The organism is Hyphomicrobium sp. (genome assembly GCF_003987855.1).
Taxonomy (GTDB): domain Bacteria; phylum Pseudomonadota; class Alphaproteobacteria; order Rhizobiales; family Hyphomicrobiaceae; genus Hyphomicrobium_B.
Genome location: NZ_RXIZ01000011.1, coordinates 1 through 22,984 on the forward strand (window position 1 = coordinate 1; position 22,984 = coordinate 22,984).

Consider the following 22,984-nt stretch of genomic DNA (forward strand, 5'->3'; position numbering starts at 1 on the left):
CTGAAGCCCATCGAGCTGCGTTATGCGCTCTGCCACCCGGCGGGCTGCACGGCCGAGACGGACGCAACGCCTGAGATCCTCGATCAGATGTCGAAGGGCGGCGGTATCATGATCCTCGCGATGAACGCTGCCGCACAGCCGATCGGTTTCCCGGTTCCGCTCGACGGCTATAACGAAGCCGCAGCCGGCCCTCCGGTCGACAACAAGAAGTACGCTGAGGCCCGCAGCCAGCTGATGGCGCAGATCCGTCAGCGTCAGCAGCAAATGGCCGAAAAGTGGAAGGCCGACGAAATGAAGAACCTTCCGCTGGACGCGCCGGGCGCGCCGCCGACGACGACGGGCTCGACGAAGAACAAGTAAGGCTCGTAGCGCCAGCTCCGCGAAATCAAGCCGTCCCGGATTTATTCGGGACGGCTTTTTTGTTGCCGGGGACGGGAAGGGCGGCAGTCGCTCATCAGTTCGCGGTGCCCGGCCGGAGCTTGTAGCCGCCGTGGCCGTCGCTGATGAAGTCTTCCTCGATGTCCGGATGGCGAAGTGGCTGCTGTGTATCGTCGAGCAGCAGGTTCTGCTCCGATACGTATGCGAGGTAGGTCGTCTCGGCGTTCTCGGCGTAAAGATGATAGTAGGGCTGATCTTTCCGAGGACGCACTTCCTCCGGGATCGACAGCCACCACTCTTCGGTATTCGCGAACTCCGGATCGATGTCGAAGATCAGACCGCGAAACGGATAGAGCCGGTGGCGAACCACCTGCCCGATCGAAAATTTCGCGTGTTTAATGTCGCTCATGTCCGGAATGTGTGACGGTCGCGGCGCAGGTGCAAGTCCGTAGCCCTTCGCTTAAAGGTCGCCATAGAGGGCAGCCCGCTCGGCGTCCTTGGAGGCCACGATTTTCGCGAGGTCGACGATGACTTTAGCCTGCTTCCACGTGGCGTCGTCCTGCATCTTGCCGTCGAGCATGACGGCGCCGGTGCCGTCGGGCATGGCGTCGAGGATACGCTTGGCGAATTTGACTTCTGCCGGATCGGGCGAGAACACGCGCTTGGCGATCTCGATCTGGGTGGGGTGAAGCGACCAGGCGCCGAGGCAGCCCTGTAGAAACGCGTTGCGGAATTGCGCTTCGCAGGCCGCGAGGTCGGAGAAGTCTCCGAACGGGCCGTAGAACGGCTTCAGGCCGTAGGCGAGGCAGGCGTCGACCATTTTGCCGACCGTGTAGTGCCAGAGATCCTGCTGATAGAAGGGGCGCGCCGCGCTGGGATTGTCCTTCTGCGCATCTGCGAGGACACCATAATCCGGATGACCGCCGCCGACGCGCGTCGTCTTCATGCCGCGCGATGCTGCAAGGTCGGCCGGTCCTAGGCTCATGCCGTGCATGCGGGGCGAAGCGGCGGCGATGGCCTCGACATTGTTCACGCCCTCAGCCGTTTCGAGAATGGCGTGAATCAGGATGGGCTTCTTGACGCCGTGCTTGGCCTCGAGCTGCGCCAGCAGCTGATCGAGGTAGTTGATGTCCCACGGCCCTTCGACCTTCGGCAGCATGATGACGTCGAGCTTGTTGCCGACATTGGCGACGATTTCGGTCACATCATCGAGCACCCACGGAGAGTTCAGGCAGTTGATGCGCGTCCACACGCCGGTCGCGCCGAAGTCGTTGTCGCGGACCATCTGGATGAAACCCTTGCGCGCGTTCTCCTTCTGATCGAGCGGCACGGCATCCTCGAGGTTGCCGAGCACGACATCGACTTGAGACGCGAGCTCTTTGATCTTGGCGCGGATCTTCTCGTTGTGCGGCGGCACGAAGTGGATCATGCGCTCGAGCTTCACGGGAAGCGCGCGGTAGGGCTCTGGAGCGCCGATGGCGAGGGGCGAGAAAAATTTGGCGGGCGTGCGCGTAGAGGCCATCGGCTGCTATCCTACTCGAAGGTCTGGAAGATCACGCACCTTTAGGGGACAGGTGGCGGGTGTCAACGGGTCAGAGCTTCGCAAAGCCGTCCTGCCGGCTGCGTCGCTGCAACTTGGATTGCGTCAATCGCGGTCCGGCGCTCCCAATGGAAATAAGTGCCTGAACGGCCTGGCTTCTTCGACAGCGCGCGCGAACGACGGGCGGCCGAGCAGCCGTGATCGATAGGCACGTAACACGGGATACGAATTGCCAATCGGATAGGTCCAGTCCGCGTAAAACAGCGATGGCGCGGCGGCACAGTCGGCGAGAGTGAAGTCATCGCCGTTCGCCCACGTTCTGCCAACCAATGCGCCTTCGAGCCAAGCGTACGCGCGCTCCAGTCTCTCCGACGCGAAGGCAAGCCCTTCCTGCCGCTTTACCGGATCGCCAGTCAGCGCGGCATCGACGGCGCGCTGCATGATGTTCATGACGTGCAGGTCGAAGAACCGGTCGAGAAACCGGACGTCGAGTGCCAGGCGCGGATCCTCGGGCAGAAGACGGATCCGGCCCGGATGAACGAGCTGCAAGTATTCGATGATGATGCTGGTTTCAACGACATCGCGCTCGCCATCGAGCAGCATCGGGAACTTGCGCAGCGGCCATCGGCGCAGCCATTCCTGCACGTGCTGCGGGCTGTCCGGTCCAATGCATCGGAACTCGAATGGCAGGCCCATCTCATAGAGGGCTATGAGCACTTTCTGCGTATAGGACGAAAAGGGATGGCCATAGAGAGCGAGCGACACCGAAAAACTTCCTTCAAAAAATAACCCTGACTTAGCGCCTTCACTCACCTCAACACGCACACGGTCTCGGGACAGTCCGTGGGCTCTTCGAGGCGAGCGAGAGTGAGTATGCGGGAGCTTTCAGGGGCGGGGATAAGTTTTTTTCGGCCCATGGCTTGGGCTTTTAACCCTGCCGGAGCGGATCGCGTGAAACAGCGAGCGCATGGCCGACGTAGCTACCCGAGCAAGAGGGAGCAATTTCGTGAGCATTCAAGTTTATGACGGCGACAGAACGGCGTTGCTGCCGCTCTTTCGGCTCGCCGATGAATCCGACAGCCAGATCGAAAGCTATCATCGCCTCGGAACGGTTCTTGCCGCCTACGAAGGGACGACGGTGATGGGCCTGGCGCAACTCGTCGACGAAGAGGGCACAACAGAACTCGTAAGCCTCGCGGTACGCCCTGAATGCCAGCGCCAAGGTTATGGCTCGCGATTGATCGAAGCGGCGGCGCATCATTGCCGCACCAATGACGTTCCCCGTCTGATCGTCGGCACCGGCGCGTGGGAGACAGACAACATCGTCTTCTACCTCAATCGCGGCTTCCGCATCTTCAATGTCAATCGCGGGTTCTTCACGCCGGAAAAAGGCTATGCGGCCGGCCGTTCCGATCAGGTTCAGCTGGAGATGTCGCTCTAGCCGCATCGAGACGCGTCAGCCGCAGTCGAAGGTGCACCCCGATGATCGAGGTCACAAACCGACCGCCGCTCGGAAGCGACAATCTGTTTGCCGGCGATGCCGTACTCGTGGAAACGCTCACGCGCGAGGAAGGCACCGATGCGCGCGCTATCATAAAATGGGCAGCGCCCGACCCGACTGATCAAAGCCCTTTGGGATCTGAGACTGCGCCAGCGTCAGCAGGTGCCGCCGGATTTGCCGCAGGTCCTGCCGAACTTGCGATCTCAGGAAGCTTCTCGGCCAGCGCTGCCAAGATCGCGTCCACCGGAATACCGAGCGAGCGCGCGATCTGCTGCACGTGCTCATCGCCCAGCGCCGTTTTGATCTGTTCCGGCGAGATCGGCAGGCTGTCCTTGTTCTTGTCGAACCAGGATTGCACCTGCGCGCCGAACCCAGCGCTCTGCAACTTTGCAAGGATCGTCTGCAGTCCTTCGTTTCCAAGGACACTCTTGAGGAGGTCCGGTAGGGCAGCCTGCTCAGCCTGACCGACGATGTTGCCCACAACTCCTTTAAGTGCGTCGCTCCAACTCATCGCTTGATCCTTTCGTCGGTTGATTGCCGATCACTGATCGCGCGGGTTGCGCGCCGACCGGTGCAGAAATTTCGGAAGTCGAAATCGGGAAGGTCATGTCGAGACGTGCTGGCGATACTATGCTTCTGCGACAGCGCCGTAAATGTCGCAGCATATACTGCGGCCCGGAAAGACGGCTTAGGCCGCTGTTTGCGCGGGGAGATTTACCTTAATCGCCACACCATGATCAAAGTTCGCGGCTACCTCCTCGACCATGATGACGACAGCCCGATACATCGCTCCGAGGCACCGCAGCCTGCTTTTAGGTTTCGCTGCCCTCTCCGTTTTTTTGGCAATGCGAGCGTCCGCTCGCGCGCAGGATGATTGCGCCGGCACGCAGAGCCAATCTGCAGTGACCGACTTTTCACCTTGCACCGATTTCGAACCGCAGTTCGATTTGAACGCAGCGATCCTCGAGCAGAACCTTCCCGCGCAACCGGTGACATCGTCGGACGGTGTGCCGTGGATCGGAACGAACACCCAGGACCTTCCGGCGAGCTTCAGTACGAAAGACACTGGGGTGTCGGTGCGAACGAGTCTCGGTACCGTTCGCGATTACAATGCGCGCACCGCGTCGCCAAGCATTCAACTGCCGGCATTCGGCGCCGCCAGTCCGACGAACTTCGATTTGCCGAAGGCGCCGATCGCGCCGAAGTCGCCTCTCGATGTTTGGACCAATCTTGATGTCAACGGCTATGACGGTTCGCGCGATCAGTCGACGCGCGCCGGCGTTGGCGCGGACTATAAGTTCAACAAGGCGACCACGGTCGGAGTGTCGCTAGAGCGTGGCGACTCACGCTCGGCCACTGCGGCCGCGACGGAAGAGGATCAGAAAGCAGCAGCTTATCTGTCCATGCAGGCGACGCCGCTGCTGAGCCTGGATGCGCGCACCGAATGGCAAGCGGGCAACAACGAATTCGCGGCAACTTCCGGCGCGGCAGAGCGCGGAGCTGTCATCCTCGCGCCGAAGGTCAACAAGTCGTTTCAGCTTGATAGCGGGACGACGCTTTCGCCGTACCTCACGTACCAGCGGCAGTTCGACGTTTCCACTTCGCGCAAAGATTCAATCGAGCCTGGAACGGATATCACGCAGTCGGCCGGCGCCGGCGTCACGTACTCCAAGCAGGATGCTTATTCTCTCAGCGTGTCAGCGGACGTCGACAACTTCGGAACGACGCAAGAAGCGCAAAGCGTCAGCAGCAAGTTTCAGCTGAACGTGCCGCTGCGCTGATCGCGCGTTGAACGCGCCCGTCATCTAAAGCGGCCCCTTGAAGATGAAGAATGCGCCACAGGCGATGAGCGCGAAGCCGATGCCGTGATTGATGGTGAGCGCTTCGCCGAGATAGAAAACCGAGAATACAGCGAACACGCTGAGCGTGATCACTTCCTGCATCGTCTTCAGTTCGGCCGGCGAGTAGACGGACACCCCGTAGCGATTTGCGGGCACGGCCAGACAATACTCGAAGAACGCGATGCCCCAACTTACGATCACGACGAGCCAGAGCGGTTTGTTGGTGAACTTGAGGTGGCCATACCAGGCGAAGGTCATAAAGACGTTCGACATCGTCAGAAGGACGATGGGCAAAACTGATGGGGGGATCATCGGGGATGTCCGTTTTATTGCGATGCGTCCCGGAATGCGCGAGGCCGCAAACCGTTCCGTTAAGCTTTAGTCGCAAGCGCGCCGGTTTGAGAAGTGGAACCGGAAATCTTCTGCGTGCGTTCAGGCCACAGTTGTAACCGGTGCGGCCACGCTAGCGGCCCGCCACTTCGCAAAAGAGGATCTGGCACGCATGGCACGCGATATTATCCTTTGGCTCGCAGGTGTTCCCCTCGTGGTCATCATCGGCCTTCATCTCTTCGGCTTCTTGCACTAAGCCGAGCTACCCGCTTTTTAAAACCCAGAGCTCGCCGCTCTGGGTTTTTCTTTTGCGTCCTTTGTCCATCGCCAAAGGCCGGACTGACTGCCGCCCAAGGGGGGTTGACTTGAATATCCGGTGAGGCATCTTCTGGCTCGCCGTGAAACGGAGGCACCGGGCTCGCCCGGCAGATTGTGGAGATGTCGGCCGGACGACATCGTATACAATCGAGGTCGTCATGCACCCCGGCTCTACGTCCGGCGCGTACGCGCATTCAAAATTCAACACGCCTTCGCCAGCTTGCATCGTGTCCGAACAAACCTATTCGGGTACGCACACATTCCTGCGCGCGCCGCGGGTAAAAAACGCAAAGGCGGGAGACTTCGCCATCCTCGGCGTACCTTTCGATCTGGCGACCTCAAGCCGGCCCGGAGCCCGGCTTGCTCCAGCGGCCATTCGGGCAGCGTCCGCGCAACTCGCCGAGCTCAAGGCCTATCCGGGCGGCTTCGATCCCAAGAGCTTCGTCGACCTCGTCGATCTTGGCGATGTTTGGCTCGATTACGGATTTCCCCAGACCATTCCTTCCGCGATCGAGGAGGCGGCGCATAGCGTCGTCTCCGAAGGCGCGTTCCTCTGCGCACTCGGCGGCGATCATTTCGTCAGCTATCCGCTGCTCAAGGCGCACGCGCGCGCGCACGGGCAGTTGGCGCTGATCCATTTCGACGCCCACACCGATACCTGGACGCCCCGCACGCGCGACGGCAACATCGAGCTGGATCACGGCACGATGTTCGCGCGGGCGATCGACGATGGCCTGATAGATCCCAAACGGTCGAGCCAGATCGGCATTCGCACCTGGGTCGATGACCCCAAGGGCATGAACATCTTCGACAACATGCTGGTCGCTGAAAAAGGTGTCTCGGCGATAGCAGCGATCGTGAAGGAGCTGGCCGGCGACGGCCCGTGCTATCTGACGGTCGATATCGATTGCCTCGACCCCGCCTTCGCCCCTGGGACGGGCACGCCGGTGACCGGCGGACTGATGCCGCGTGAATTGCTCGCGCTGCTGAGGCAACTCGAAGGCCTCGACATCGTCGGCTGTGATACGGTCGAGGTCTCACCGGCTTACGACCACGGCGGCATCACGGCGCTGGCCGCTGCGACCGTCGTCTACGAGCAGGCGTGCCGGGTGGCGCGCAAAAACGGCGCCGAGACGAAGGCCTACCCTGTGCCGCGAGCTGGCCAGCGAACGGCGAACTGAAGCCGGTCGTCAGCCGAACATCCGTTTCCTTGGGAACAGCGGGAGGTTGCGACCTTCCGCTATTTCTCCTCTCAACAAGAGCCCGCCGGGCTCGCCCAAAACGAGAGGAGAGATGCCTATGGCCCCCCAGTCCGCCCGCCGTTCGTCGTTCCGTCCGCTGATCGTTTCGCTCACCGCGGCTGCAGCGCTCTTGCCGGTCGCGAGCAACGCCTATGCCATCAGCCTGGGGGTCCAGATCGCTTGCGCCAGCGATTACTACGCGCACTGCAGCGCCTATAGCCCGACCAGTCCGCAGGTTAGGACGTGCATGCGCGCGGTCGGAGCCGGGCTGTCCAAGCGCTGTGTCGATGCGCTCGTGGCGGCAGGCGAGGTTTCCGCCGCTGAAGTGGCCCGCCGGCGCGGTTCGGAGACCGCAGCACGTTAATTTCCAAACAATCTCAGCGGGATTTCACTTCAGGAAGGCTTCTCAGCGAAAGGCGCACGAACGGTCGGCAACGTATTTTTAACCATCGCGACGGAATTATTAAGCGACCGTTCAATTCGCCTACTGGGAAGTCATGTTGCAGCTTGCCGTCTCGCGTGATCAGGCGTCGCCCGCGCCTCACCTCCTTGGCTTACAATTCCCTCTCACGCCCCACCGCTCCCCGCCGCGGAAATCGAAGCTCCTGAGCGTTCCGATCGAAGATCTCCGTCCGACGCAGATGGCCGTCGGCATGCGCGCGGTCGCCGCCAAGCGGGAGAAGGTCGAACGACGGGCGCGGAGCGGCCGCAAGCTGCGGCGCTTCCTAGAGGACAGGCCTATTCCGGCCGTTTATGGACCCGCCGATGACCTCTTTATCCTCGACCACCATCATTTGAGCCTGGCGCTGCTCAAGAGCGACGTCGAGGAGGCCTTTGTCAGGGTTGTCGGAGATTTCTCCCATCTGCCGCGCAAGCGGTTCCTGCAACGGATGTCGGCGCTGGGCTTGCTGCATGCCTACGATGGGCATGGACGTCCTGTCTGCCCCACGGAATTGCCCGAAAGCCTGAGCAAGTTGCGTTCGGACCCGTATCGCGATCTGGCGTGGTCGGTGCGCGAAGCTGGCGGATTTGCCAAGACCGGACGGCCCTATGCTGAATTCCGCTGGGCCGATTTTTTCCGAACGCGGATACCAAGATCGACGGTGCGCCGCGACTTCGATTATGCGCACGATCGAGCGATGTGGCTGGCGCGCTCACGTGAGGCCTCGCGCATGCCGGGATACACCGGCCGCTGAGGCGGCCGGCGAGATCGCGCTTGTCTCTTAATGGCGTGGTGCGTTGAACGAGAAATCGAACTCGTCGCCGATGTTCTGTGTCGCCTGACGCCAGTCGGCGCCGGATGGCGGCATCGGCGGCTCGATTTCAGCATGCCCCTGGTGCATCATCTGCTGATCGATAGCGGGGACTGCGGGACCGCGAACCGGCAGCGCGCAAAGCCGCGTTGCGAGTTCCTGAAGTTCTCCAAGGATGGCTTCACGGCGCAGCTCGTGTTGCAGCGAGACATTGCGCACGTCGCGCAGAAGCTGCTCGTCGACCCGGCGAAGCGCTTCTGAAAGCGTCTGAACGAAGTCCTGCTCGGTACGGGCGTTGTCCGCGAGACGGCTGAGCATTTCTTCGATATTTTTTGATAGCCCTGACATCGTTGTCTCCTCGCGATTGGTGCCCCTGAGGGACCAAAGGCTCTGATTCGCATGTCGAAATAAAGATTGCCGATGTGTTCAGTTCCGTTCTTACCGGGCTCGCGAATCGCGATTGGGCGCACACGCCGGAGTGGGCAAAACACGCGCATTTCCAGTGGAAAAACGCAATTGGCGCGCTCCCATTTCGAGAGCGCGCCAATTTCTGAAAAAAGTTCAATTCGCCGCAGGATGGCCGCGGCGCGAACCGGCTTATGAGCGCGACAGCTGCAGACCTGCAACACCCGCAGAAATATTGAGCCCCGTCTGACCCTCGACGCTCACCGGCTGAAGAACGATCGACTGGCTCGAACCGCCGACGAGCGCATTGGCGCTGGCGCCGATGCCGACCGTGGCACCTGCGGTGACGCCGCCGTAAGATCCTTCGAGAGCGTTTGCCGGCAGATCCGTCGTGGAGCCGAGTACAGTCCACACGAGCGTGCTTTCACCGGTGAAGCCGATGTCGATGCCGACCTGCGTGATCGTGGCGTTGTAGGGATAGCTGCGGCCGCTGACGGCGGTCTGGAAGAGGCAGCGCATGTTTTCCTTGGACCCGAAGATTAGGCCGACGCCACCATGGCCTTTGCAGGTCAATGTTCCGACGGCGATCTTGGGCGTGTCAGCGAATGAGGGGACGGCAGCCGCTGCAGCGATGCCAAGCATGGCGGCGCCAGCGGTCACCGCGCGCGTGCGAAGTCGTGTAAACGTCATTGTGGTCTCTCCTGACATCGCCATGGCACGCGCAGCCACCATTGGCCACGCCCGAGGCAATGAAAAAGCGCAGAACGTTCGGATGCTCGGCCCCCGAGGTAATGCTGCGGTTTAACTTCGTAAACCGACACGTCTATGGCAGCAACTTACCGAAGTGGCAGTATCCAAATGAGCCAATATGCCGGAATTGACCCCTGTCAATTCGTCCGATGACTGTCGGTATGAATGACGGCCTCATTGGCAGCGGCCGGAACGCAAACGCTAATTCATCGTCGAAAGAGCTTTCAGCTCCTTCGTCCGCTGTTGCGTCTTTTCCGTCATGCACTGCAAAATCGCAGAGGTTGTGCCCGTGCCTCCGGACCACTGCTGCGGCACCAACTCCTTGCAGTCGGTATCCCGAAAGGCCACCCAGGCTCGTTGTGCATTTCTCAGTGCCGCTTCGAAATTCTTAGGGTCGTACGGGGCGTCGATCTTACGATTTCGAACGAACTGGACGGCCGCCGCGTAGGCCGCGTTCAGATCCTTGTCCGCGGTCTGATAGTCTTTGTCGGCACAGAAGTTGATTTCCGGCGTCGAGTTGGCGCTGTTGCAGTCGATGGTTTCCGCGCCGGCTGCACCCGTGTCCAGAATGGCCCCTCCCAACGTGCCGAGGATCAAGGTCGCGCTGCGGATGAGAGTGACTGACACCATGGGGAACTCCGGAATCGCTGAGAGACAATTGATCAAAGTGTTAGGCCGGGACTCGTCCGCCCGGAAGGCGTTAGGGTGCAGTTTTCGGAAGTATGGCGAATGGAATGTTTTGTCTTCGATTGCCATCTTTTATCGACGGAATTGCGTAACCAACTTGATAACGACACTTGGTAACGGCATCTGACATTCATGCAGGCGACGGCTTACAGCTACCGGCGCGATCCAAACGTTCCGCCGTTCGACGACAGCAAGCCGCTCGTCATTTTCGACGGGATGTGCGTGCTCTGCTCGAATGGGGTTCGCTGGATGCTCGATCGCGATCCGAACGGCGTGAGCCGCTTTGCCGTCATCCAGGATCTTTTGCCTCAAGCCCTCTATCGACATTATGGTCTTGATGCCGACGCCTTCGATACCTTCATGGTTCTGAAGGATGGTGAGCCGCATACGCGCTGGTCCGGCGTACTCGCTGCCGCGCGAACGCTGCCTCAACCGTGGAAAACTTTGGGCGTGATCGGCCGCATTATTCCAAACTTTGTCGGCGATGCCGCCTACGACGTTGTCCAGCGCAACAGAATTCGATGGTTCGGCTCGCGCCAATCTTGCCGTCGCCCGAACGAGGCGGAGACCGCAAGGTTTCTGACGACGCCGTGATGTTGATATCGAGATTGGTCGGAGGCTTCGATGAGCTGGCTTACCCATAACGATCCTGTCCCCGGCGACCGCCAGTCATGCGATGCGGTTGAGCAGGTGATCGTGCCGCGCGCCCGCGACCTCGGCGGGTTTTCCGTGCGACGCGCGCTGCCATCTGCGCAACGGCAGATGGTCGGACCATTCATATTTTTCGATCAGATGGGACCGGCGCAGTTCATCGCGGGGAAGGGGATCGATGTCAGGCCGCATCCCCACATCGGGCTTGCGACGGTCACGTATCTATTTGATGGCGAGATCACGCATCGCGATAGTTTGGGCTCAGCCCTGTCCATCCGTCCGGGCGAGGTAAATCTCATGACGGCTGGCCGAGGCATCGTCCATTCCGAACGTACCGGGCCCGAGGCACGAACAGCCGGACAGAACCTCTTCGGCATTCAGTCGTGGATGGCGCTGCCGAAATCGCACGAGGAAACCGCGCCAAGCTTCGTGCACTTGGAAGCGAGCCAGCTGCCGCGTCTTGAAGGCGACGGCAAGCGCGTTCGCGTGATCATGGGAAGCCTCTACGGCGAACGATCCCCGGCCGAATTTTCGCATGAGGCGTTCTACGCGGAAGCTGTGCTTGCGCCCGGTGCGGTTCTGCCGCTCGATCCCGATTACGACGAGCGCGCCGTGTATATCGCGTCTGGACGCATCGACATTGCAGGTCAATCGTTCGACGCCGGGCAACTTCTCGTCTTCAAGCCGGGCGATCGCATTTCGATACTGGCGGAATCAAACGCGCGGATCATGCTGCTCGGCGGCGAGCCAATGGACGGCCCGCGCCACATCTGGTGGAACTTCGTTTCGAGTTCAGAAGATCGAATTTCCGCTGCCAAAAGCGACTGGCGTCAGGGCCGTTTCGATATCGTGCCGGGAGACGACCGGGAATTCATTCCCCTGCCGGAGTGAGGCGGTCGGCGGTCGGCTAAATTGTCCATCCTCGGCGTTATGTCGATGATGTGAGCCGTTTCATACATCTCAGGTTCAGCAAAAAACCTTCAAATGGTATGGCGCGCGACGCAAAAACGGCGTTGGCAACTTTCATGTCTATGAGCGCGTTAGTGAGTGCTCCGTGGTGGGTACGGATCACTCGCCCGTTCTCTGATGCTGCCGCAAGCAGCATGCGAGCCCGGGCGAATGCCATGTAAGTCAATCTCGGGAGACCAGAATGAGAAATCTGCTATTGGCCGTTGCCCTCGCCTTGGGGCTCGGCTTTGCCGCTAGCGGCGCACAGGCTGCTGCGGTGAGCGGCAATGTCGCCGCTGCCGTCGATACTGCCGCCAAGAGCGGTAACAGCGTCGTCGAAAAGACCTACTACCGCCGCGGCTACTACTATCGCCGCCACTGGCGTCACCGCTACTGGGGCCGTCCGTACTGGCGCCACCGCTATTATCGCCGTCACTATTACGGCTATCGCCCGTACTATCGTCCGTATCGCTACGGCTACTATTGATCTTCCGGCGTTCTAAGGTCGATCTTCTAGGGGGACGAGCTCAGCCTCGTCCCCTGTAAGTTTGCACACCCTGGTCAGGCAGCCAGACATCTTTGGGCAATGTGCCCGTCTGCCAAAAGACGTCGATGGGAATGCCGCCGCGCGGATACCAATAGCCGCCGATACGCAGATATTTCGGCTTGATGAGCCCGGCGATCCGCTTGCCGATCACGACGGTGCAGTCCTCGTGAAACGCGCCGTGATTGCGGAACGAGGCCAGATAGAGCTTCAGTGATTTGCTCTCGAGCAGCCATTTCCCCGGCACATAGTCGATCACGAAATGCGCAAAATCGGGCTGCCCGGTCACGGGGCACAGTGAGGTGAACTCTGGCGCGGTGAAACGGGCGACGTAATCCGTATCCGCGTGCGGATTGGGAACGCGCTCGAGTTCCGCCTTCTCCGGGCTTTCGGGAATGCCAACCTGTTTGCCGAGCTGACTGACTGCCGGCTTGCCCGCTGACATAGCGCTACTCCGCTGCCATTCGCGTTTCGGGCGCAGGACCGCGATAGACGCAGCCCTCGTTGCAGCTGTCGCGATGAACCTCGACCTGCGTGAGTCCGGGCACGCGGTTGGCGAGGCGGTTCCAGATCCACATCGCGATGCGCTCGAGTGTCGGGGCTTCGAGCCCGTCGATCTCGTTCAGCATCCGGTGATCGAGCGCGTCTTCGGTATCGCTGAGAGCCGCGGCCAGTTCATCGAAATGAAAAATGTAGCCGGTTGTCGGACCGGGCTCGCCCTCGATGACGACGCGCGCGCGGAACGAGTGGCCATGGACGCGCGAGTTCGGCGAACCAAGGGGTGCCGACGGCAGAAAATGGGCCGCCTCGAACCGGAATTCCTTATAGATTTGCATGGGCGTCAGATAAGGGATTTCCCCTCCCGACGCTACCCCCGGTGGAAGCTCCTATCCGCGCCAAACCGGCGCGGAAACCCGGTAAGTTAAGGAATTCCGAGCAGTTTGTGGGTCTGCACCGAGAGCCGCCAGGCCGGATTGGCCTTGCAGTAGGCGATCGCGGCTTGAGTGTTGGCCTGCTGCTCCGGCCCGTCCATCGGCTGGAGAAAGCGCTGCTCGAAGGCGAGGCTGAGATAGCTAGCAGGGTCAATGCCATTCTGCGGAAAGACGAGCTTGAGTTCGTGACCATGCTGCTGCTTGAGATCGGAACCAGCCTTCGGCGAGACGCAGATCCAATCGATGGTTTCGAGCACGGGAAGCGTGCCGTTGGTCTCGATAGCGATGTGAAATCCTTGGGCGTGAAGCGCGTCGACAAGATCCTGGTCGACCTGCAGCATCGGTTCGCCGCCAGTCAGCACCACCATATTGGGCGCGCTTGTTTCCCCTGCCGCAGCAGCTTTGCACGCCTTGGCCAGATCTTCGGCGGTGGCGAAACGGCCGCCGCCCGGACCGTCGGTACCGACGAAATCCGTGTCGCAGAATTGGCAGGTCGCTTTGGCGCGATCCTGCTCGCGTCCGCTCCAGAGGTTGCAACCCGCGAAACGGCAAAACACCGCGGGCGATCCGGCGTTCGCACCCTCGCCTTGTAGCGTATAGAAGATCTCTTTGACGGCATACATGCCGGATACCTACGGCGCCGGGGGCGCCAGTCAAGCCTGACAGGGGACCATGGTGACCGAGCATCGCACCTACCGCTACTTCGACCTCGTGATGGTGGCGTTCGTGGTCGTCCTTGTCTGCTCGAACCTGATCGGTCCGGCAAAGGCCGCGACGCTGACACTGCCCTTGATTGGCCCGGTGACCTTCGGCGCCGGGGTCCTGTTCTTTCCGATCTCCTATATTTTCGGCGACATCCTGACCGAAGTCTACGGATACGCGCGAGCGCGGCGCGTGATCTGGACCGGCTTCGCCGCACTCGTCTTCGCTGCCATCATGGCCTCCGTCGTCGTCGCCCTGCCGCCCGCGCCGGGCTGGCCCAACCAGCACATATACGAGGTAGCGTTCGGCAATACGTGGCGCATCGCCGGCGCATCCATGATCGCGTACTTCTGCGGCGAGTTCGTCAATTCCTATGTTCTGGCGAAGATGAAGGTCCGCAGCGAAGGTCGGCACATGAGCTTGCGGTTCGTCGCCTCGACGGTTGCAGGCGAAGCCGTCGACTCCTCGCTCTTTTACCCGCTCGCATTCTTCAACTCGGGGATCATGCCGAACGATCTTGTGGTGTCATTGATGATTGCGCAGTTCGTCACCAAGACGCTTGTCGAGATCGCCTTCCTGCCGCTGACGGTCCGGATCGTCGAGGCACTGAAACGCTCAGAGAACGAGGATTACTTTGACCGCAAGACGGATTTCAATCCGTTCAAGCTCGATGCGTGAGGACGAGGGTTTGGTGCAGCCCGGCGGTGAAAATCCGGAAGGTCACGCGATCATTGACGTTGCCACGATGGCGTCAATGAGCGGCCTTGATTACCTCAGAGCGATGATCCGGCGCGAACTTCCACGCATGCCGATCGAAACCACGTTGGGCTTTGAGATCGTCGAAGCGGACGAAGGCCGGAGTGTCTTCATCTCGACACCGGGCGTCGGACACTACAATGCGATCGGGACCGTGCATGCGGGCTACACGGCGACGCTGCTCGATTCCTGCATGGCCTGTGCCGTCCTTTCGACCCTGCCGAAGGGCACGGGCTTCACGACGATGGAATTCAAGATATCGCTTCTTCGTCCGATGACGAAAGATACCGGGCCGGTTCGAGCGGAAGGAACAATGCTGAGCCGAGGCCGACGGGGCGCGGTCGCCGAAGGCAAGTTGACCGACAGCCGCGGCAAACTCATGGCCCACGCGACGACCACGTGTCTGATCTTCAGTTTCTAGGTGTCTGAAGCATCGAGTGTTGCGCGGATCGCCCGCAGCTCATCTTGGGATGAAGCGAAAGCATCCGGTTGGCGCCCGGAGCCGCGATACCAGTAGCGACTGTTCGCATCGTCCCCTTCGATCTTATGCAAGACGGCATGAAGCCAGCGATGCACCGGATCACGCTCATCGCGTTGCGCAATGGCGTGCGCGGCATCCCAGTCGCCCGAGAGCGCGAGATCGACCGCGCGTTTCAGTTCGTCTGCCGTTGCCATTCTGTCCATCCCTTCGCGCGCAGTTCGCACGCCGGACAGATGCCGCAACCGTATCCCCATGCGTGACGATTGCTGCGATCGCCGACATAGCAGGTGTGCGTGTCCTCGATGATGAGTTGAACGAGATCGTCACCGCCGAGGGTCTGCGCCAGCGCCCACGTTCCGGCCTTGTCGATGAACATCAGCGGCGTTTCGATCGACATCGGCGAGGCGAGCCCAAGACCGATGGCTTGCGCCAATGTTTGGATCGTCTCGTTGCGGCAATCCGGATATCCGGAGAAGTCCGTCTCGCACATGCCGCCAACCAGCGTGTTGATCCCGCGACGGTAGGCGAGGGCGGCGGCATACGTCAGGAACAGAAGATTCCGCCCCGGAACGAACGTCGTCGGAAGTCCCGTCGCTGCGAACGTAATCTCCGTTTCGCGTGTGAGTGCAGTGTCGCTGATGCTTTGCAACGCAGGGAGATCGAGAACCGTATCGGCTCCGAGCCGCTTGGCCGTTTCTCCCAACCTGGCGAGCTTCTCTCGAATGATGCCGCGTTGGCCGAGTTCGACGCTGTGACGCTGTCCGTATTTAAAACCGATCGTTTCGATGCGCTCATAACGCGCGAGCGCCCACGCCAGGCATACGGTTGAATCTTGGCCTCCGGAGAACAGGACGAGGGCGGAAGTATCAGCCACGGTCAGAGGCTCTTGCCGTCGAACAGCGTCGGCGTCAGCTTATCAGCCTCGACGCCATCGAGGCAGCGAACGTTAACCGCAACCATGGTGGCTCCGCTCGGCGTCGTGCCATACGAATGGGAACCGATGCCGCAGGTTGGACAGAAGGTGTGATGAATGACCTTCTTGTTGAATTCGTATTCTGCCTGTTCGTTCTCGCCCGACAGCATGCGAAAGGCATTTTCGGGGACAAAACCCATGATCGAGCCGCGCTTCTGGCAGAACGAGCAGTTGCAGATCTTCAGGCCCTCAAGCGCCATTTCGGCCTCGAAGCGAATGCGGCCGCAGTGGCAACCGCCGGTCCACGTCTTGGTTTCCGACATTGGAGTGTCCTAGTTCCGGCAAATGTCCTATGGGGTAGGCCTTGCCTGCCCGCGGGGACTTTGCCTTATGGGCGTTAGCGGCTAAAACGCGCCCGAACCTCTCACAGCCGTTGCGTCTCGACAAGCCAATCAGAAATCGGAAACGCTCATGACCGCCATCGTAGACATCATTGGACGCGAAATCCTGGACAGCCGCGGCAATCCGACGGTCGAAGTGGACGTTTTGCTCGAAGACGGCTCGGAAGGTCGCGCTGCGGTTCCGTCAGGCGCTTCCACCGGCGCACACGAGGCCAACGAGCTACGGGACGGCGACAAGTCACGCTACCAGGGCAAGGGCGTGCAGAAGGCCGTCGATGCGGTCAACGGCGAACTTTTTGATGCGTTGTCGGGCATGGATGCGGAAGACCAGCGCGGCATCGATGCCGCGATGATCAAGCTCGACGGCACAGCGAACAAGAGCCGCCTCGGCGCCAACGCCATTCTCGGAGTTTCGCTCGCCGTTGCGAAGGCGGCGTCGATCTCAAACAACCTTTCGCTCTATCGCTATATCGGGGGCGTAAACGCCCACATCTTGCCGGTGCCGATGATGAACATCATCAACGGCGGTGCGCACGCCGATAACCCGATCGATATCCAGGAATTCATGATCATGCCGGTCGCGGCGGATACCTGCTCCGACGCGATCCGCATGGGCGCGGAAATTTTTCACACGTTGAAGAAGAGCTTGAAAGACGCTGGCCACAGCACGTCCGTCGGTGACGAAGGGGGTTTTGCTCCGAACCTCAAGAGCGCCGATGAAGCGCTGGGCTTCATCATGAAGGCGATAGAGAAGGCGGGCTACAAGCCGGGCGAAGACGTGATGCTTGCGCTCGATTGCGCCTCGACGGAATACTACAAGAACGGAAAGTACGAACTCGCCGGTGAAGGCAAGTCGCTCGACAGCGCCGCCAACGCCACATACCTTGAGGATCTGGCAAACCGCTTCCCGATCATCTCAATAGAAGATGGCATGGCGGAAGATGATTGGGCCGGATGGAAGACGCTCACGGACCTTATCGGCAAGCGTGTGCAGCTCGTCGGCGATGACCTATTCGTGACGAACACGAAGCGGCTGGCGGATGGCATCGCGAAATCGACGGCGAATTCCATTCTCGTCAAGGTCAATCAGATTGGATCGCTGTCTGAGACGCTTGATGCGGTCAGTATGGCGCAACGCGCAGGTTACACGGCTGTGATGTCGCATCGCTCCGGCGAGACGGAAGATGCGACGATAGCGGACCTGGCGGTCGCCACGAATTGTGGTCAGATCAAGACCGGATCGCTCTCACGCTCGGATCGTTTGGCAAAATACAATCAGCTCATCCGCATCGAGGAAGAACTCGGCGATGTTGCTGTTTATGCCGGAAAGTCAGTACTGAAGCGCGCATCGGCATGAGGTTGCGAGCGCGATAAAAAGCCGAACACCGTATTGCAGCGGGTTCAACGACTTTCGGACACGATCCTTTGCGACCCTAGAGCTGTTAAGAGGTCGGAACGTTTCGCCGCGCGCTGCGTTTCGGCAACGAGTATAAGGGTATAGCAATGCGGCAATCGATGATGTTGGCTCGTCAGGTGTTCATCCGGCCGCGTCGGATCGAACACTTCCGGCGCACGACGTGGGCGCCTCGACGCGTCAGCCGTCCCAATCCGCAGACGGTGCTGCGGCCGCGCGATTACATCCCTGGCGAGTTCGATGAACCGCAACGTTCGCCGCTTCATCACGCCCTGCGCCGTGGTATCGGTTTAGCCTCGGACATCAGCCTGCTCACGGTGTTGTCGCCGGCCTTTGCGATTTGGTTCGCCTACCGTGGCTTCAAGCAATGGAAAATGTCGCGCGAACAATCCGCGCCGAAGCGAACCCGCGCGTCGATCTAGAACGAGGCCTTGTGCGTCGCCGCCGGATTTTCGCCTTTGATCTCCTGATCGATGTCGATCGTCTTGCAGCCGCCGGCATTCAATAGGTCGTTCACGCCATCGGCATCATGGCGAAGTTCTGCGATTTTAGCATTGGCGTCTTCATCTGCGGTGCTCGATGAGCCGAAGAGGCCGACGACCGTGCTCGCATGGCTGCCAAGCTGCGCCTTGAGTGCGCGGATCTTCGCGACGTGATCATGAATAAATGCGGTGGGTTCCGCGCACGGATCACTCGAGGATGTCGTCGCGGGAGCCTTCTTGTGCTTTGCAAAAGCATCGGTGGAGCCAGCCGTCAGCCCCGCTGAAATGAGGACGGCTGCTGCGAGAAAATAGGTTGCGCCGGATCTGAAATGTTTATGCATGCCGAGACCTGCATGAGTAACGTACGGTTCGTTACTGCTGTCATCATCTTGAAATCGAGCGCAAGTGGGACCGTTTCCTGAAGGGTCTAAGATAGACCTTCGAGTTTGTCGTAAGCCTGATCCCAGCTTGAACGCGCTATATTCAGGTCCGATTCGGCGGTGCCGAAAAAGCGTAGCTGAGCCACACATGTTGTCGGTTGAGGGATTTTTCACCATGGGTATTTTCGGCTGGAGAAGCAAAGGTCCGGCGCCTGACGCCGAGGCTAAGCAGGTCGCATCGCAGTCGAAGCCTGTGGCAAACAAGCGCCCGAAGATTGATCCTGCGGTCGCCGAAGAACGTGCACGCAAGAACAGCCCCTGGCGATACGACGACGGCCCCTCGCGCCGGCCCGTCGGCAGCAAATAGCCCTCGGATGTACAGTGTGCGGCGCTTTGTAATTACGGCGCGCTAGCATTTGTGCGAACCCGAACGTAGTGTCGCTCGCGAGTGTCGGGGGCGTTTGGCTATGCTCGGGCGTAAGATCGTCGAGCCTCTATACAACTATTGTTTCGGCGCGGCGCTGCTCCAAGGGCGCGTCCCGCGCGCATTGCGGCATCGCCTTGCAGCCTCGGCGGAATGGCGGCGATGAGCATTACTGTCGTCGTCGCAAATCCGAAGGGCGGGGTGGGCAAGTCGCTGACCACGATGATGCTGGCGGACGGCTTGGCGCTTACCTATGGCGCGCGCGTTCTGGTCGTCGATCTCGACCCGCAGGCCGGCGTCACCAAATCTCTCCTTGGCATCGATGCTGAGCAGGAACTGCGGGATCGCCGGATAGGTCTCGGCGCGATGCTGCAGGCCTTTGCGCGCGGCCGCGACATGCAGCTTCCGTCACACCGTGTCGCCGCCACCGATCTCGTCGAATTGGAAAGCCGGGAGAGCGGGTATATTGATGTGCTGCCGTCGAACCACGAGCTGCTGGGCGACATGGCCGATTTCGAACGCTCCGCCCATCGTAAAAGGCGGCGCGACCGTCTCGACGTTCAACTTGCGAATGCGCTCCGCGCTGAGTTGAAAAAGATCGAGAGGGAGTACGACATCGTGCTCGTGGACTGCCCAGCTGGGCCGGGGGTCCTGGGCCTCGCCGGCATAAGGCTCGCAAATCACATCCTGGCGCCGACCAGCCTCGAGACGAACGCCTATTCGACACTGACCGACTTCTTGAAGTTCATCCTCGCCGATGATCTCGACCTTGCCTCCCACGTAATGGTTCACCCGCTCATCACGCAGTATCAGTCGACCAACTCCATTCAGCGGGAGATGCTTCACCACATCAAGGAGGGCCTCGCGCATCTCAACGCGATCTCGCGGCCGATCCCTTATACGGCGGCGCTGCAGAACGCGGCGGCACATCCCGGCGTCGGTTCGGTCCGCACCGCGCGGCAGAAGTATGGAAACGCGATGGCCGATGTGGTTGGCTTGGCGAAGGCGGTGGTCGAGCGCATCAGCCAGTAAGACAACGCTTGTCATCTTCCGATGCGATTTGTGAATGCGAGCGGCTTCTGAGCGGGATATAAGCCAGCCTAAGACGCGATCTTCTTAGCTCGGGGGCTTTCATCATGTTGAAGCGTGTGATCGCAGGTTTCTTGATTGCGTTTGGCGTCGGTTCGCCGGCACTGGCGCAGCTGAAGCCTGGAGATAAAGCGCCGATGTTCAAGGCGCAGGCATCCCTTGGCGGCAAGCAATTCACGTTTGCGCTGGCGGAGGCTCTGAAGAAGGGACCGGTCGTCGTCTACTTCTATCCGAAAGCCTTTACCTCGGGCTGCACGGCGGAAGCGCATGAATTCGCTGAAGCCATGCCGAAGTTCCAATCGTTCGGGGCGACTGTTATCGGCATCAGCAACGATGACATCGAGACGCTTGATAACTTTTCGAAGTCCGAGTGCCGCAGCAAATTCCCTGTCGCTGCCGACAAAGATCAGCGGATCATGACGGCTTACGATTCAGTGATGATGGGGTTCATGCCGTACGCCAGCCGGACGTCCTACGTCGTCACGCCGGATGGGCGCATTTCGTACGAATACACCGCGCTCGATCCGTCCGACCATGTGAAGAACACCTTGGCGGCTGTGCAGAGCTGGAAAGCCAAACACGGCTGAGCGCAAGGCTTATGCGACGCGTTCGGCGAGCGCGCCGATGCATTTCAGCTTTCGCTTGATCACCTCGACGAGTTCCTCCGGGCTTTCGCGCCCGTCAAGTTCGATCTCGGGATCCAGCGGAGGTTCGTAGGGTGATGAGATGCCCGTGAACTGCGGGATAATGCCTTGTCGCGCCTTGCGATAGAGGCCTTTGACATCGCGGCCTTCGCAAACGGAGAGCGGCGTGTTGACGAATACTTCGAAGAATTCGCCATCTTCGAAGTTCTGCCGCGCCAATGTGCGCTGGCTCATCAAGGGTGAAATGAGTGACACGATGACGATCAGTCCGGCGTCGACCATGAGCTTGGCGACTTCCGCAATACGGCGCACGTTCTCCATGCGGCCTTCTTCAGAGAAATCGAGATCGCGACAGAGTCCGGTTCGACATCGGTCGCCGTCGAGGACGAAGCAATGCGCCCCGGCCAGATGAAGGGTTTTGTCGAGCAGATTGGCGACCGTGGTCTTGCCGGCACCCGAGAGGCCGGTCATCCAAAGGCAGCACGGCTTTTGGCCTTTTGCCTGCGCCCGATCCTGTTTGGATATGGCAGTCTCCTGCCATAATAGATTGCGGTCACGATCCCCCGTAAACACGCTGCGGGCCATCCTCCCCATTATGCATGTCCCCCGTGAATCAACCCGATCCAGCTTGCTCTGGATGCCGAGCTTATTGAGGGCCTGACGCAATAGTAGAAAAAGAAGGCTTTTTTACACAGTAATTCCGCTTTCTAGGACTGAGAGACGTTCACTCGCACAGCTAATGTCATCTAGAGGACATTAGAACGGCGTTCAAAATGCTAGCCACTCAACTTTGATCACCAGCGGCGCGGACGTGCGCGATGCGGAGGCATCGGCGGCGGCGCCGGCCGCGCCCACCACGCCGGTTGCGGATAGAAGGCAACGTCCGGCCCCCACTGCGGGAAAAGACCGAAGTAGGGCATCGGATAGGTTGGCGCGTAATACACCCCGTTCTCTTCGTAGGTGTAATTGTAGGGCCTCGAGAACAGCACTGGTGGCGGCGCGACAACGACGAAAGCTTCCGGAGGAGGCGCTTCCTCGCCGCCAAAATCAGCGGCCAACGCGGGCTGGAGCGCTAGGCCCGAGATGGCAACAACAGCGCCGGCGAAAAACCATTTCATGAGACTGTCCGCGTCCGAATGATCGATCATCGTCTGAGTGTTCGAGACATCTGCCACCGACGCGTACAACGTGGCATCGCCGGTCGCACCGCAGGCGCGACTCGGCCGGCTCAATTGTCGAGGATGGGACGTAACGAACCGTTAAAGGGCGGGAGTTTTCCGCGACGCAGAGCGACGCAACTCAATCCCGCTTTCGCGCTTTCGCCAGAAGCGCCATCGTCTTCGGATCAGGTCCATTGCAGAATGTGAACAGCGCCTTTGCGTACAGGCTCTCGTGTCCCGTGACAGCAGCGAAAAGCGTCATCGACGAATGAAATTTTAGGTTGTCGGGAGTGCCAAGGATTTGCAGCAGCGAGTCGTAGCGATGCTCTAGCATCAGAGACGTCGCCTCAGCGAGCCGCGGGCCGAGAATTGGATGGCAGACGTAGGCGAGAGCCTCTTCCTCACTGCCGATGCCGAACCGTTCCGACATGGCACTCGTGCCGAGCCCACGCATTTGCGGGAACGTGTACCACATCCAATGGGACCGCTTCTTGCCCGCGGTGAGCTCCGCCACGACGCGTTCGTGCGAGTGGGCCTGCGCATTGACGAAACGCGCCAAATCAAACGGATCGTCGTCGCTTCGAGAAATCGGTTCGGGCGTTGACGTCATCGGTTGCCGACCTCGGATCGCGAGTGAGGCCGCAGTTCGATGACCACGCAATTCGATGTTAACGCGCTTACCATCGTCTCCCCCAATGTCCGCTTTTTCGGCGCGGCTTCTGGAGGCGGGATCATAGCCGCGAGGGGAAAGACGCTCAAACGCTTCGAAGGTTCAGGTGGGGCAAACAGGCACACCGTGCGGACGCAGTTTTCCGTAGG

General features: G+C 60.2%; 34 protein-coding genes. 16 read left to right on the forward strand and 18 right to left on the reverse strand.

Going from position 1 to position 22,984, the window contains the following annotated elements; all coding sequences use genetic code 11:
• Window positions 1-360: invasion associated locus B family protein (locus EKK30_RS09595; protein WP_290983859.1), on the forward strand; the 360-nt coding region annotated here is incomplete at its 5' end.
• Between the two features lie 94 nt (window positions 361-454).
• Here the strand turns inward: EKK30_RS09595 and hspQ are convergent.
• The 3 genes from hspQ to EKK30_RS09610 form a co-directional block, all read right to left on the reverse strand.
• On the reverse strand, window positions 455-787 hold the full coding sequence (gene hspQ, locus EKK30_RS09600; RefSeq protein WP_290983862.1) for a heat shock protein HspQ: 333 nt from the start codon (window positions 785-787) through the stop codon (window positions 455-457).
• Window positions 788-838: 51 nt separating this feature from the next.
• Window positions 839-1,900, reverse strand: coding sequence for a CoA ester lyase (locus EKK30_RS09605; RefSeq protein ID WP_290983865.1), 1,062 nt, complete (start codon window positions 1,898-1,900; stop codon window positions 839-841).
• 123 nt (window positions 1,901-2,023) lie between these two features.
• Window positions 2,024-2,683: a glutathione S-transferase family protein gene (locus EKK30_RS09610; RefSeq protein ID WP_290983868.1), complete on the reverse strand. Its 660-nt coding sequence runs from the start codon at window positions 2,681-2,683 to the stop codon at window positions 2,024-2,026.
• A 241-nt stretch (window positions 2,684-2,924) separates the two neighbouring features.
• Here EKK30_RS09610 and EKK30_RS09615 point away from each other — a divergent pair, with 241 nt between their 5' ends.
• Window positions 2,925-3,359 carry an N-acetyltransferase gene (locus EKK30_RS09615; protein WP_290983871.1) on the forward strand — a complete coding sequence of 145 codons (435 nt, stop codon included), beginning with the start codon at window positions 2,925-2,927 and terminating at the stop codon, window positions 3,357-3,359.
• A 181-nt stretch (window positions 3,360-3,540) separates the two neighbouring features.
• On the opposite strand, the gene EKK30_RS09620 is transcribed toward EKK30_RS09615, so the two are convergent.
• Window positions 3,541-3,930: a YidB family protein gene (locus tag EKK30_RS09620; RefSeq protein ID WP_290983874.1), complete on the reverse strand. Its 390-nt coding sequence runs from the start codon at window positions 3,928-3,930 to the stop codon at window positions 3,541-3,543.
• Between the two features lie 391 nt (window positions 3,931-4,321).
• Here EKK30_RS09620 and EKK30_RS09625 point away from each other — a divergent pair, with 391 nt between their 5' ends.
• Window positions 4,322-5,200 (forward strand): hypothetical protein, encoded by an 879-nt coding sequence (locus EKK30_RS09625; RefSeq protein WP_290983878.1) that lies wholly within the window; start codon window positions 4,322-4,324, stop codon window positions 5,198-5,200.
• A gap of 24 nt (window positions 5,201-5,224) precedes the next feature.
• Here the strand turns inward: EKK30_RS09625 and EKK30_RS09630 are convergent, their stop codons facing one another.
• Window positions 5,225-5,572 carry a DMT family protein gene (locus tag EKK30_RS09630; RefSeq protein WP_290983881.1) on the reverse strand — a complete coding sequence of 116 codons (348 nt, stop codon included), beginning with the start codon at window positions 5,570-5,572 and terminating at the stop codon, window positions 5,225-5,227.
• Window positions 5,573-6,066: 494 nt separating this feature from the next.
• Between EKK30_RS09630 and speB the strand changes: the two genes are divergently transcribed.
• The 3 genes from speB (at window position 6,067) to EKK30_RS09645 (ending at window position 8,345) form a co-directional block, all read left to right on the forward strand.
• Window positions 6,067-7,089: an agmatinase gene (speB, locus tag EKK30_RS09635; protein ID WP_290983884.1), complete on the forward strand. Its 1,023-nt coding sequence runs from the start codon at window positions 6,067-6,069 to the stop codon at window positions 7,087-7,089.
• 118 nt (window positions 7,090-7,207) lie between these two features.
• Window positions 7,208-7,513, forward strand: coding sequence for a hypothetical protein (locus tag EKK30_RS09640; RefSeq protein WP_290983887.1), 306 nt, complete (start codon window positions 7,208-7,210; stop codon window positions 7,511-7,513).
• A gap of 133 nt (window positions 7,514-7,646) precedes the next feature.
• Entirely contained in the window at window positions 7,647-8,345 is a 699-nt protein-coding gene (locus EKK30_RS09645) for a ParB-like protein (protein WP_290983890.1), read from the forward strand.
• 27 nt (window positions 8,346-8,372) lie between these two features.
• On the opposite strand, the gene EKK30_RS09650 is transcribed toward EKK30_RS09645, so the two are convergent.
• The 3 genes from EKK30_RS09650 to EKK30_RS09660 all read right to left on the reverse strand — a co-directional run bounded on the left by EKK30_RS09650 (window position 8,373) and on the right by EKK30_RS09660 (window position 10,187).
• Entirely contained in the window at window positions 8,373-8,750 is a 378-nt protein-coding gene (locus EKK30_RS09650) for a hypothetical protein (RefSeq protein WP_290983893.1), read from the reverse strand.
• Between the two features lie 249 nt (window positions 8,751-8,999).
• Complete coding sequence (locus tag EKK30_RS09655; protein WP_290983896.1) at window positions 9,000-9,497, reverse strand: DUF992 domain-containing protein; 498 nt, start codon at window positions 9,495-9,497, stop codon at window positions 9,000-9,002.
• A 261-nt stretch (window positions 9,498-9,758) separates the two neighbouring features.
• Complete coding sequence (locus EKK30_RS09660; RefSeq protein WP_290983899.1) at window positions 9,759-10,187, reverse strand: lysozyme inhibitor LprI family protein; 429 nt, start codon at window positions 10,185-10,187, stop codon at window positions 9,759-9,761.
• A 189-nt stretch (window positions 10,188-10,376) separates the two neighbouring features.
• Here EKK30_RS09660 and EKK30_RS09665 point away from each other — a divergent pair, with 189 nt between their 5' ends.
• The 3 genes from EKK30_RS09665 (at window position 10,377) to EKK30_RS09675 (ending at window position 12,330) form a co-directional block, all read left to right on the forward strand.
• Complete coding sequence (locus tag EKK30_RS09665; RefSeq protein WP_290983902.1) at window positions 10,377-10,838, forward strand: thiol-disulfide oxidoreductase DCC family protein; 462 nt, start codon at window positions 10,377-10,379, stop codon at window positions 10,836-10,838.
• Between the two features lie 30 nt (window positions 10,839-10,868).
• The gene (locus tag EKK30_RS09670) at window positions 10,869-11,786 is read left to right on the forward strand and encodes a pirin family protein (protein ID WP_290983905.1); all 918 of its coding nucleotides are present in this window, start codon (window positions 10,869-10,871) and stop codon (window positions 11,784-11,786) included.
• Window positions 11,787-12,045: 259 nt separating this feature from the next.
• A complete protein-coding gene (locus EKK30_RS09675) occupies window positions 12,046-12,330 on the forward strand; it encodes a hypothetical protein (protein ID WP_290983908.1) in 285 nt (94 codons plus the stop codon).
• A 40-nt stretch (window positions 12,331-12,370) separates the two neighbouring features.
• On the opposite strand, the gene queF is transcribed toward EKK30_RS09675, so the two are convergent.
• The 3 genes from queF to queE form a co-directional block, all read right to left on the reverse strand.
• Window positions 12,371-12,832, reverse strand: coding sequence for a preQ(1) synthase (gene queF / locus EKK30_RS09680; protein ID WP_290983910.1), 462 nt, complete (start codon window positions 12,830-12,832; stop codon window positions 12,371-12,373).
• 4 nt (window positions 12,833-12,836) lie between these two features.
• Complete coding sequence (locus tag EKK30_RS09685) at window positions 12,837-13,223, reverse strand: 6-carboxytetrahydropterin synthase (RefSeq protein WP_290983913.1); 387 nt, start codon at window positions 13,221-13,223, stop codon at window positions 12,837-12,839.
• A gap of 86 nt (window positions 13,224-13,309) precedes the next feature.
• A complete protein-coding gene (gene queE / locus EKK30_RS09690) occupies window positions 13,310-13,942 on the reverse strand; it encodes a 7-carboxy-7-deazaguanine synthase (protein WP_290983916.1) in 633 nt (210 codons plus the stop codon).
• Window positions 13,943-13,991: 49 nt separating this feature from the next.
• Between queE and EKK30_RS09695 the strand changes: the two genes are divergently transcribed.
• The gene (locus EKK30_RS09695; protein ID WP_290983919.1) at window positions 13,992-14,699 is read left to right on the forward strand and encodes a queuosine precursor transporter; all 708 of its coding nucleotides are present in this window, start codon (window positions 13,992-13,994) and stop codon (window positions 14,697-14,699) included.
• Complete coding sequence (locus tag EKK30_RS09700; RefSeq protein WP_290983923.1) at window positions 14,692-15,198, forward strand: PaaI family thioesterase; 507 nt, start codon at window positions 14,692-14,694, stop codon at window positions 15,196-15,198. The genes EKK30_RS09695 and EKK30_RS09700 overlap by 8 nt, the downstream gene beginning before the upstream one ends.
• Here EKK30_RS09700 and EKK30_RS09705 read toward each other — a convergent pair.
• Genes EKK30_RS09705 through EKK30_RS09715 form a run of 3 tightly spaced genes read right to left on the reverse strand, consistent with a single transcriptional unit; the run spans window position 15,195 to window position 16,494 of the window.
• Complete coding sequence (locus EKK30_RS09705) at window positions 15,195-15,452, reverse strand: hypothetical protein (RefSeq protein WP_290983926.1); 258 nt, start codon at window positions 15,450-15,452, stop codon at window positions 15,195-15,197. The two genes, EKK30_RS09700 and EKK30_RS09705, sit on opposite strands and share 4 nt — an antisense overlap.
• Window positions 15,431-16,132: a 7-cyano-7-deazaguanine synthase QueC gene (queC, locus tag EKK30_RS09710; protein ID WP_290983929.1), complete on the reverse strand. Its 702-nt coding sequence runs from the start codon at window positions 16,130-16,132 to the stop codon at window positions 15,431-15,433. Before queC ends, EKK30_RS09705 begins: the two co-directional genes overlap by 22 nt.
• A gap of 2 nt (window positions 16,133-16,134) precedes the next feature.
• A complete protein-coding gene (locus EKK30_RS09715) occupies window positions 16,135-16,494 on the reverse strand; it encodes a GFA family protein (protein WP_290983932.1) in 360 nt (119 codons plus the stop codon).
• A 148-nt stretch (window positions 16,495-16,642) separates the two neighbouring features.
• On the opposite strand from EKK30_RS09715, the gene eno reads away from it, so the two are divergent.
• Both eno and EKK30_RS09725 read left to right on the forward strand, forming a co-directional pair.
• The gene (eno, locus tag EKK30_RS09720) at window positions 16,643-17,929 is read left to right on the forward strand and encodes a phosphopyruvate hydratase (protein ID WP_290983935.1); all 1,287 of its coding nucleotides are present in this window, start codon (window positions 16,643-16,645) and stop codon (window positions 17,927-17,929) included.
• A gap of 146 nt (window positions 17,930-18,075) precedes the next feature.
• Window positions 18,076-18,408 carry a hypothetical protein gene (locus EKK30_RS09725; protein ID WP_290983938.1) on the forward strand — a complete coding sequence of 111 codons (333 nt, stop codon included), beginning with the start codon at window positions 18,076-18,078 and terminating at the stop codon, window positions 18,406-18,408.
• Here EKK30_RS09725 and EKK30_RS09730 read toward each other — a convergent pair.
• Window positions 18,405-18,809, reverse strand: coding sequence for a hypothetical protein (locus EKK30_RS09730; protein WP_290983941.1), 405 nt, complete (start codon window positions 18,807-18,809; stop codon window positions 18,405-18,407). The genes EKK30_RS09725 and EKK30_RS09730 overlap by 4 nt on opposite strands.
• Before the next feature lie 187 nt (window positions 18,810-18,996).
• Here EKK30_RS09730 and EKK30_RS09735 point away from each other — a divergent pair, with 187 nt between their 5' ends.
• The 3 genes from EKK30_RS09735 (at window position 18,997) to EKK30_RS09745 (ending at window position 20,948) form a co-directional block, all read left to right on the forward strand.
• Complete coding sequence (locus EKK30_RS09735) at window positions 18,997-19,215, forward strand: hypothetical protein (RefSeq protein WP_290983944.1); 219 nt, start codon at window positions 18,997-18,999, stop codon at window positions 19,213-19,215.
• 219 nt (window positions 19,216-19,434) lie between these two features.
• A complete protein-coding gene (locus EKK30_RS09740) occupies window positions 19,435-20,304 on the forward strand; it encodes a ParA family protein (RefSeq protein WP_290983947.1) in 870 nt (289 codons plus the stop codon).
• Window positions 20,305-20,408: 104 nt separating this feature from the next.
• Window positions 20,409-20,948 (forward strand): peroxiredoxin, encoded by a 540-nt coding sequence (locus tag EKK30_RS09745; protein WP_290983950.1) that lies wholly within the window; start codon window positions 20,409-20,411, stop codon window positions 20,946-20,948.
• Between the two features lie 9 nt (window positions 20,949-20,957).
• Here EKK30_RS09745 and cysC read toward each other — a convergent pair whose 3' ends face one another.
• The 3 genes from cysC to EKK30_RS09760 all read right to left on the reverse strand — a co-directional run bounded on the left by cysC (window position 20,958) and on the right by EKK30_RS09760 (window position 22,775).
• Window positions 20,958-21,599 (reverse strand): adenylyl-sulfate kinase, encoded by a 642-nt coding sequence (cysC, locus tag EKK30_RS09750; RefSeq protein ID WP_290983953.1) that lies wholly within the window; start codon window positions 21,597-21,599, stop codon window positions 20,958-20,960.
• A gap of 200 nt (window positions 21,600-21,799) precedes the next feature.
• The gene (locus EKK30_RS09755; protein ID WP_290983956.1) at window positions 21,800-22,123 is read right to left on the reverse strand and encodes a hypothetical protein; all 324 of its coding nucleotides are present in this window, start codon (window positions 22,121-22,123) and stop codon (window positions 21,800-21,802) included.
• 181 nt (window positions 22,124-22,304) lie between these two features.
• Window positions 22,305-22,775 carry a DUF1810 domain-containing protein gene (locus EKK30_RS09760; protein ID WP_290983959.1) on the reverse strand — a complete coding sequence of 157 codons (471 nt, stop codon included), beginning with the start codon at window positions 22,773-22,775 and terminating at the stop codon, window positions 22,305-22,307.
• Window positions 22,776-22,984 lie beyond the last annotated feature (209 nt).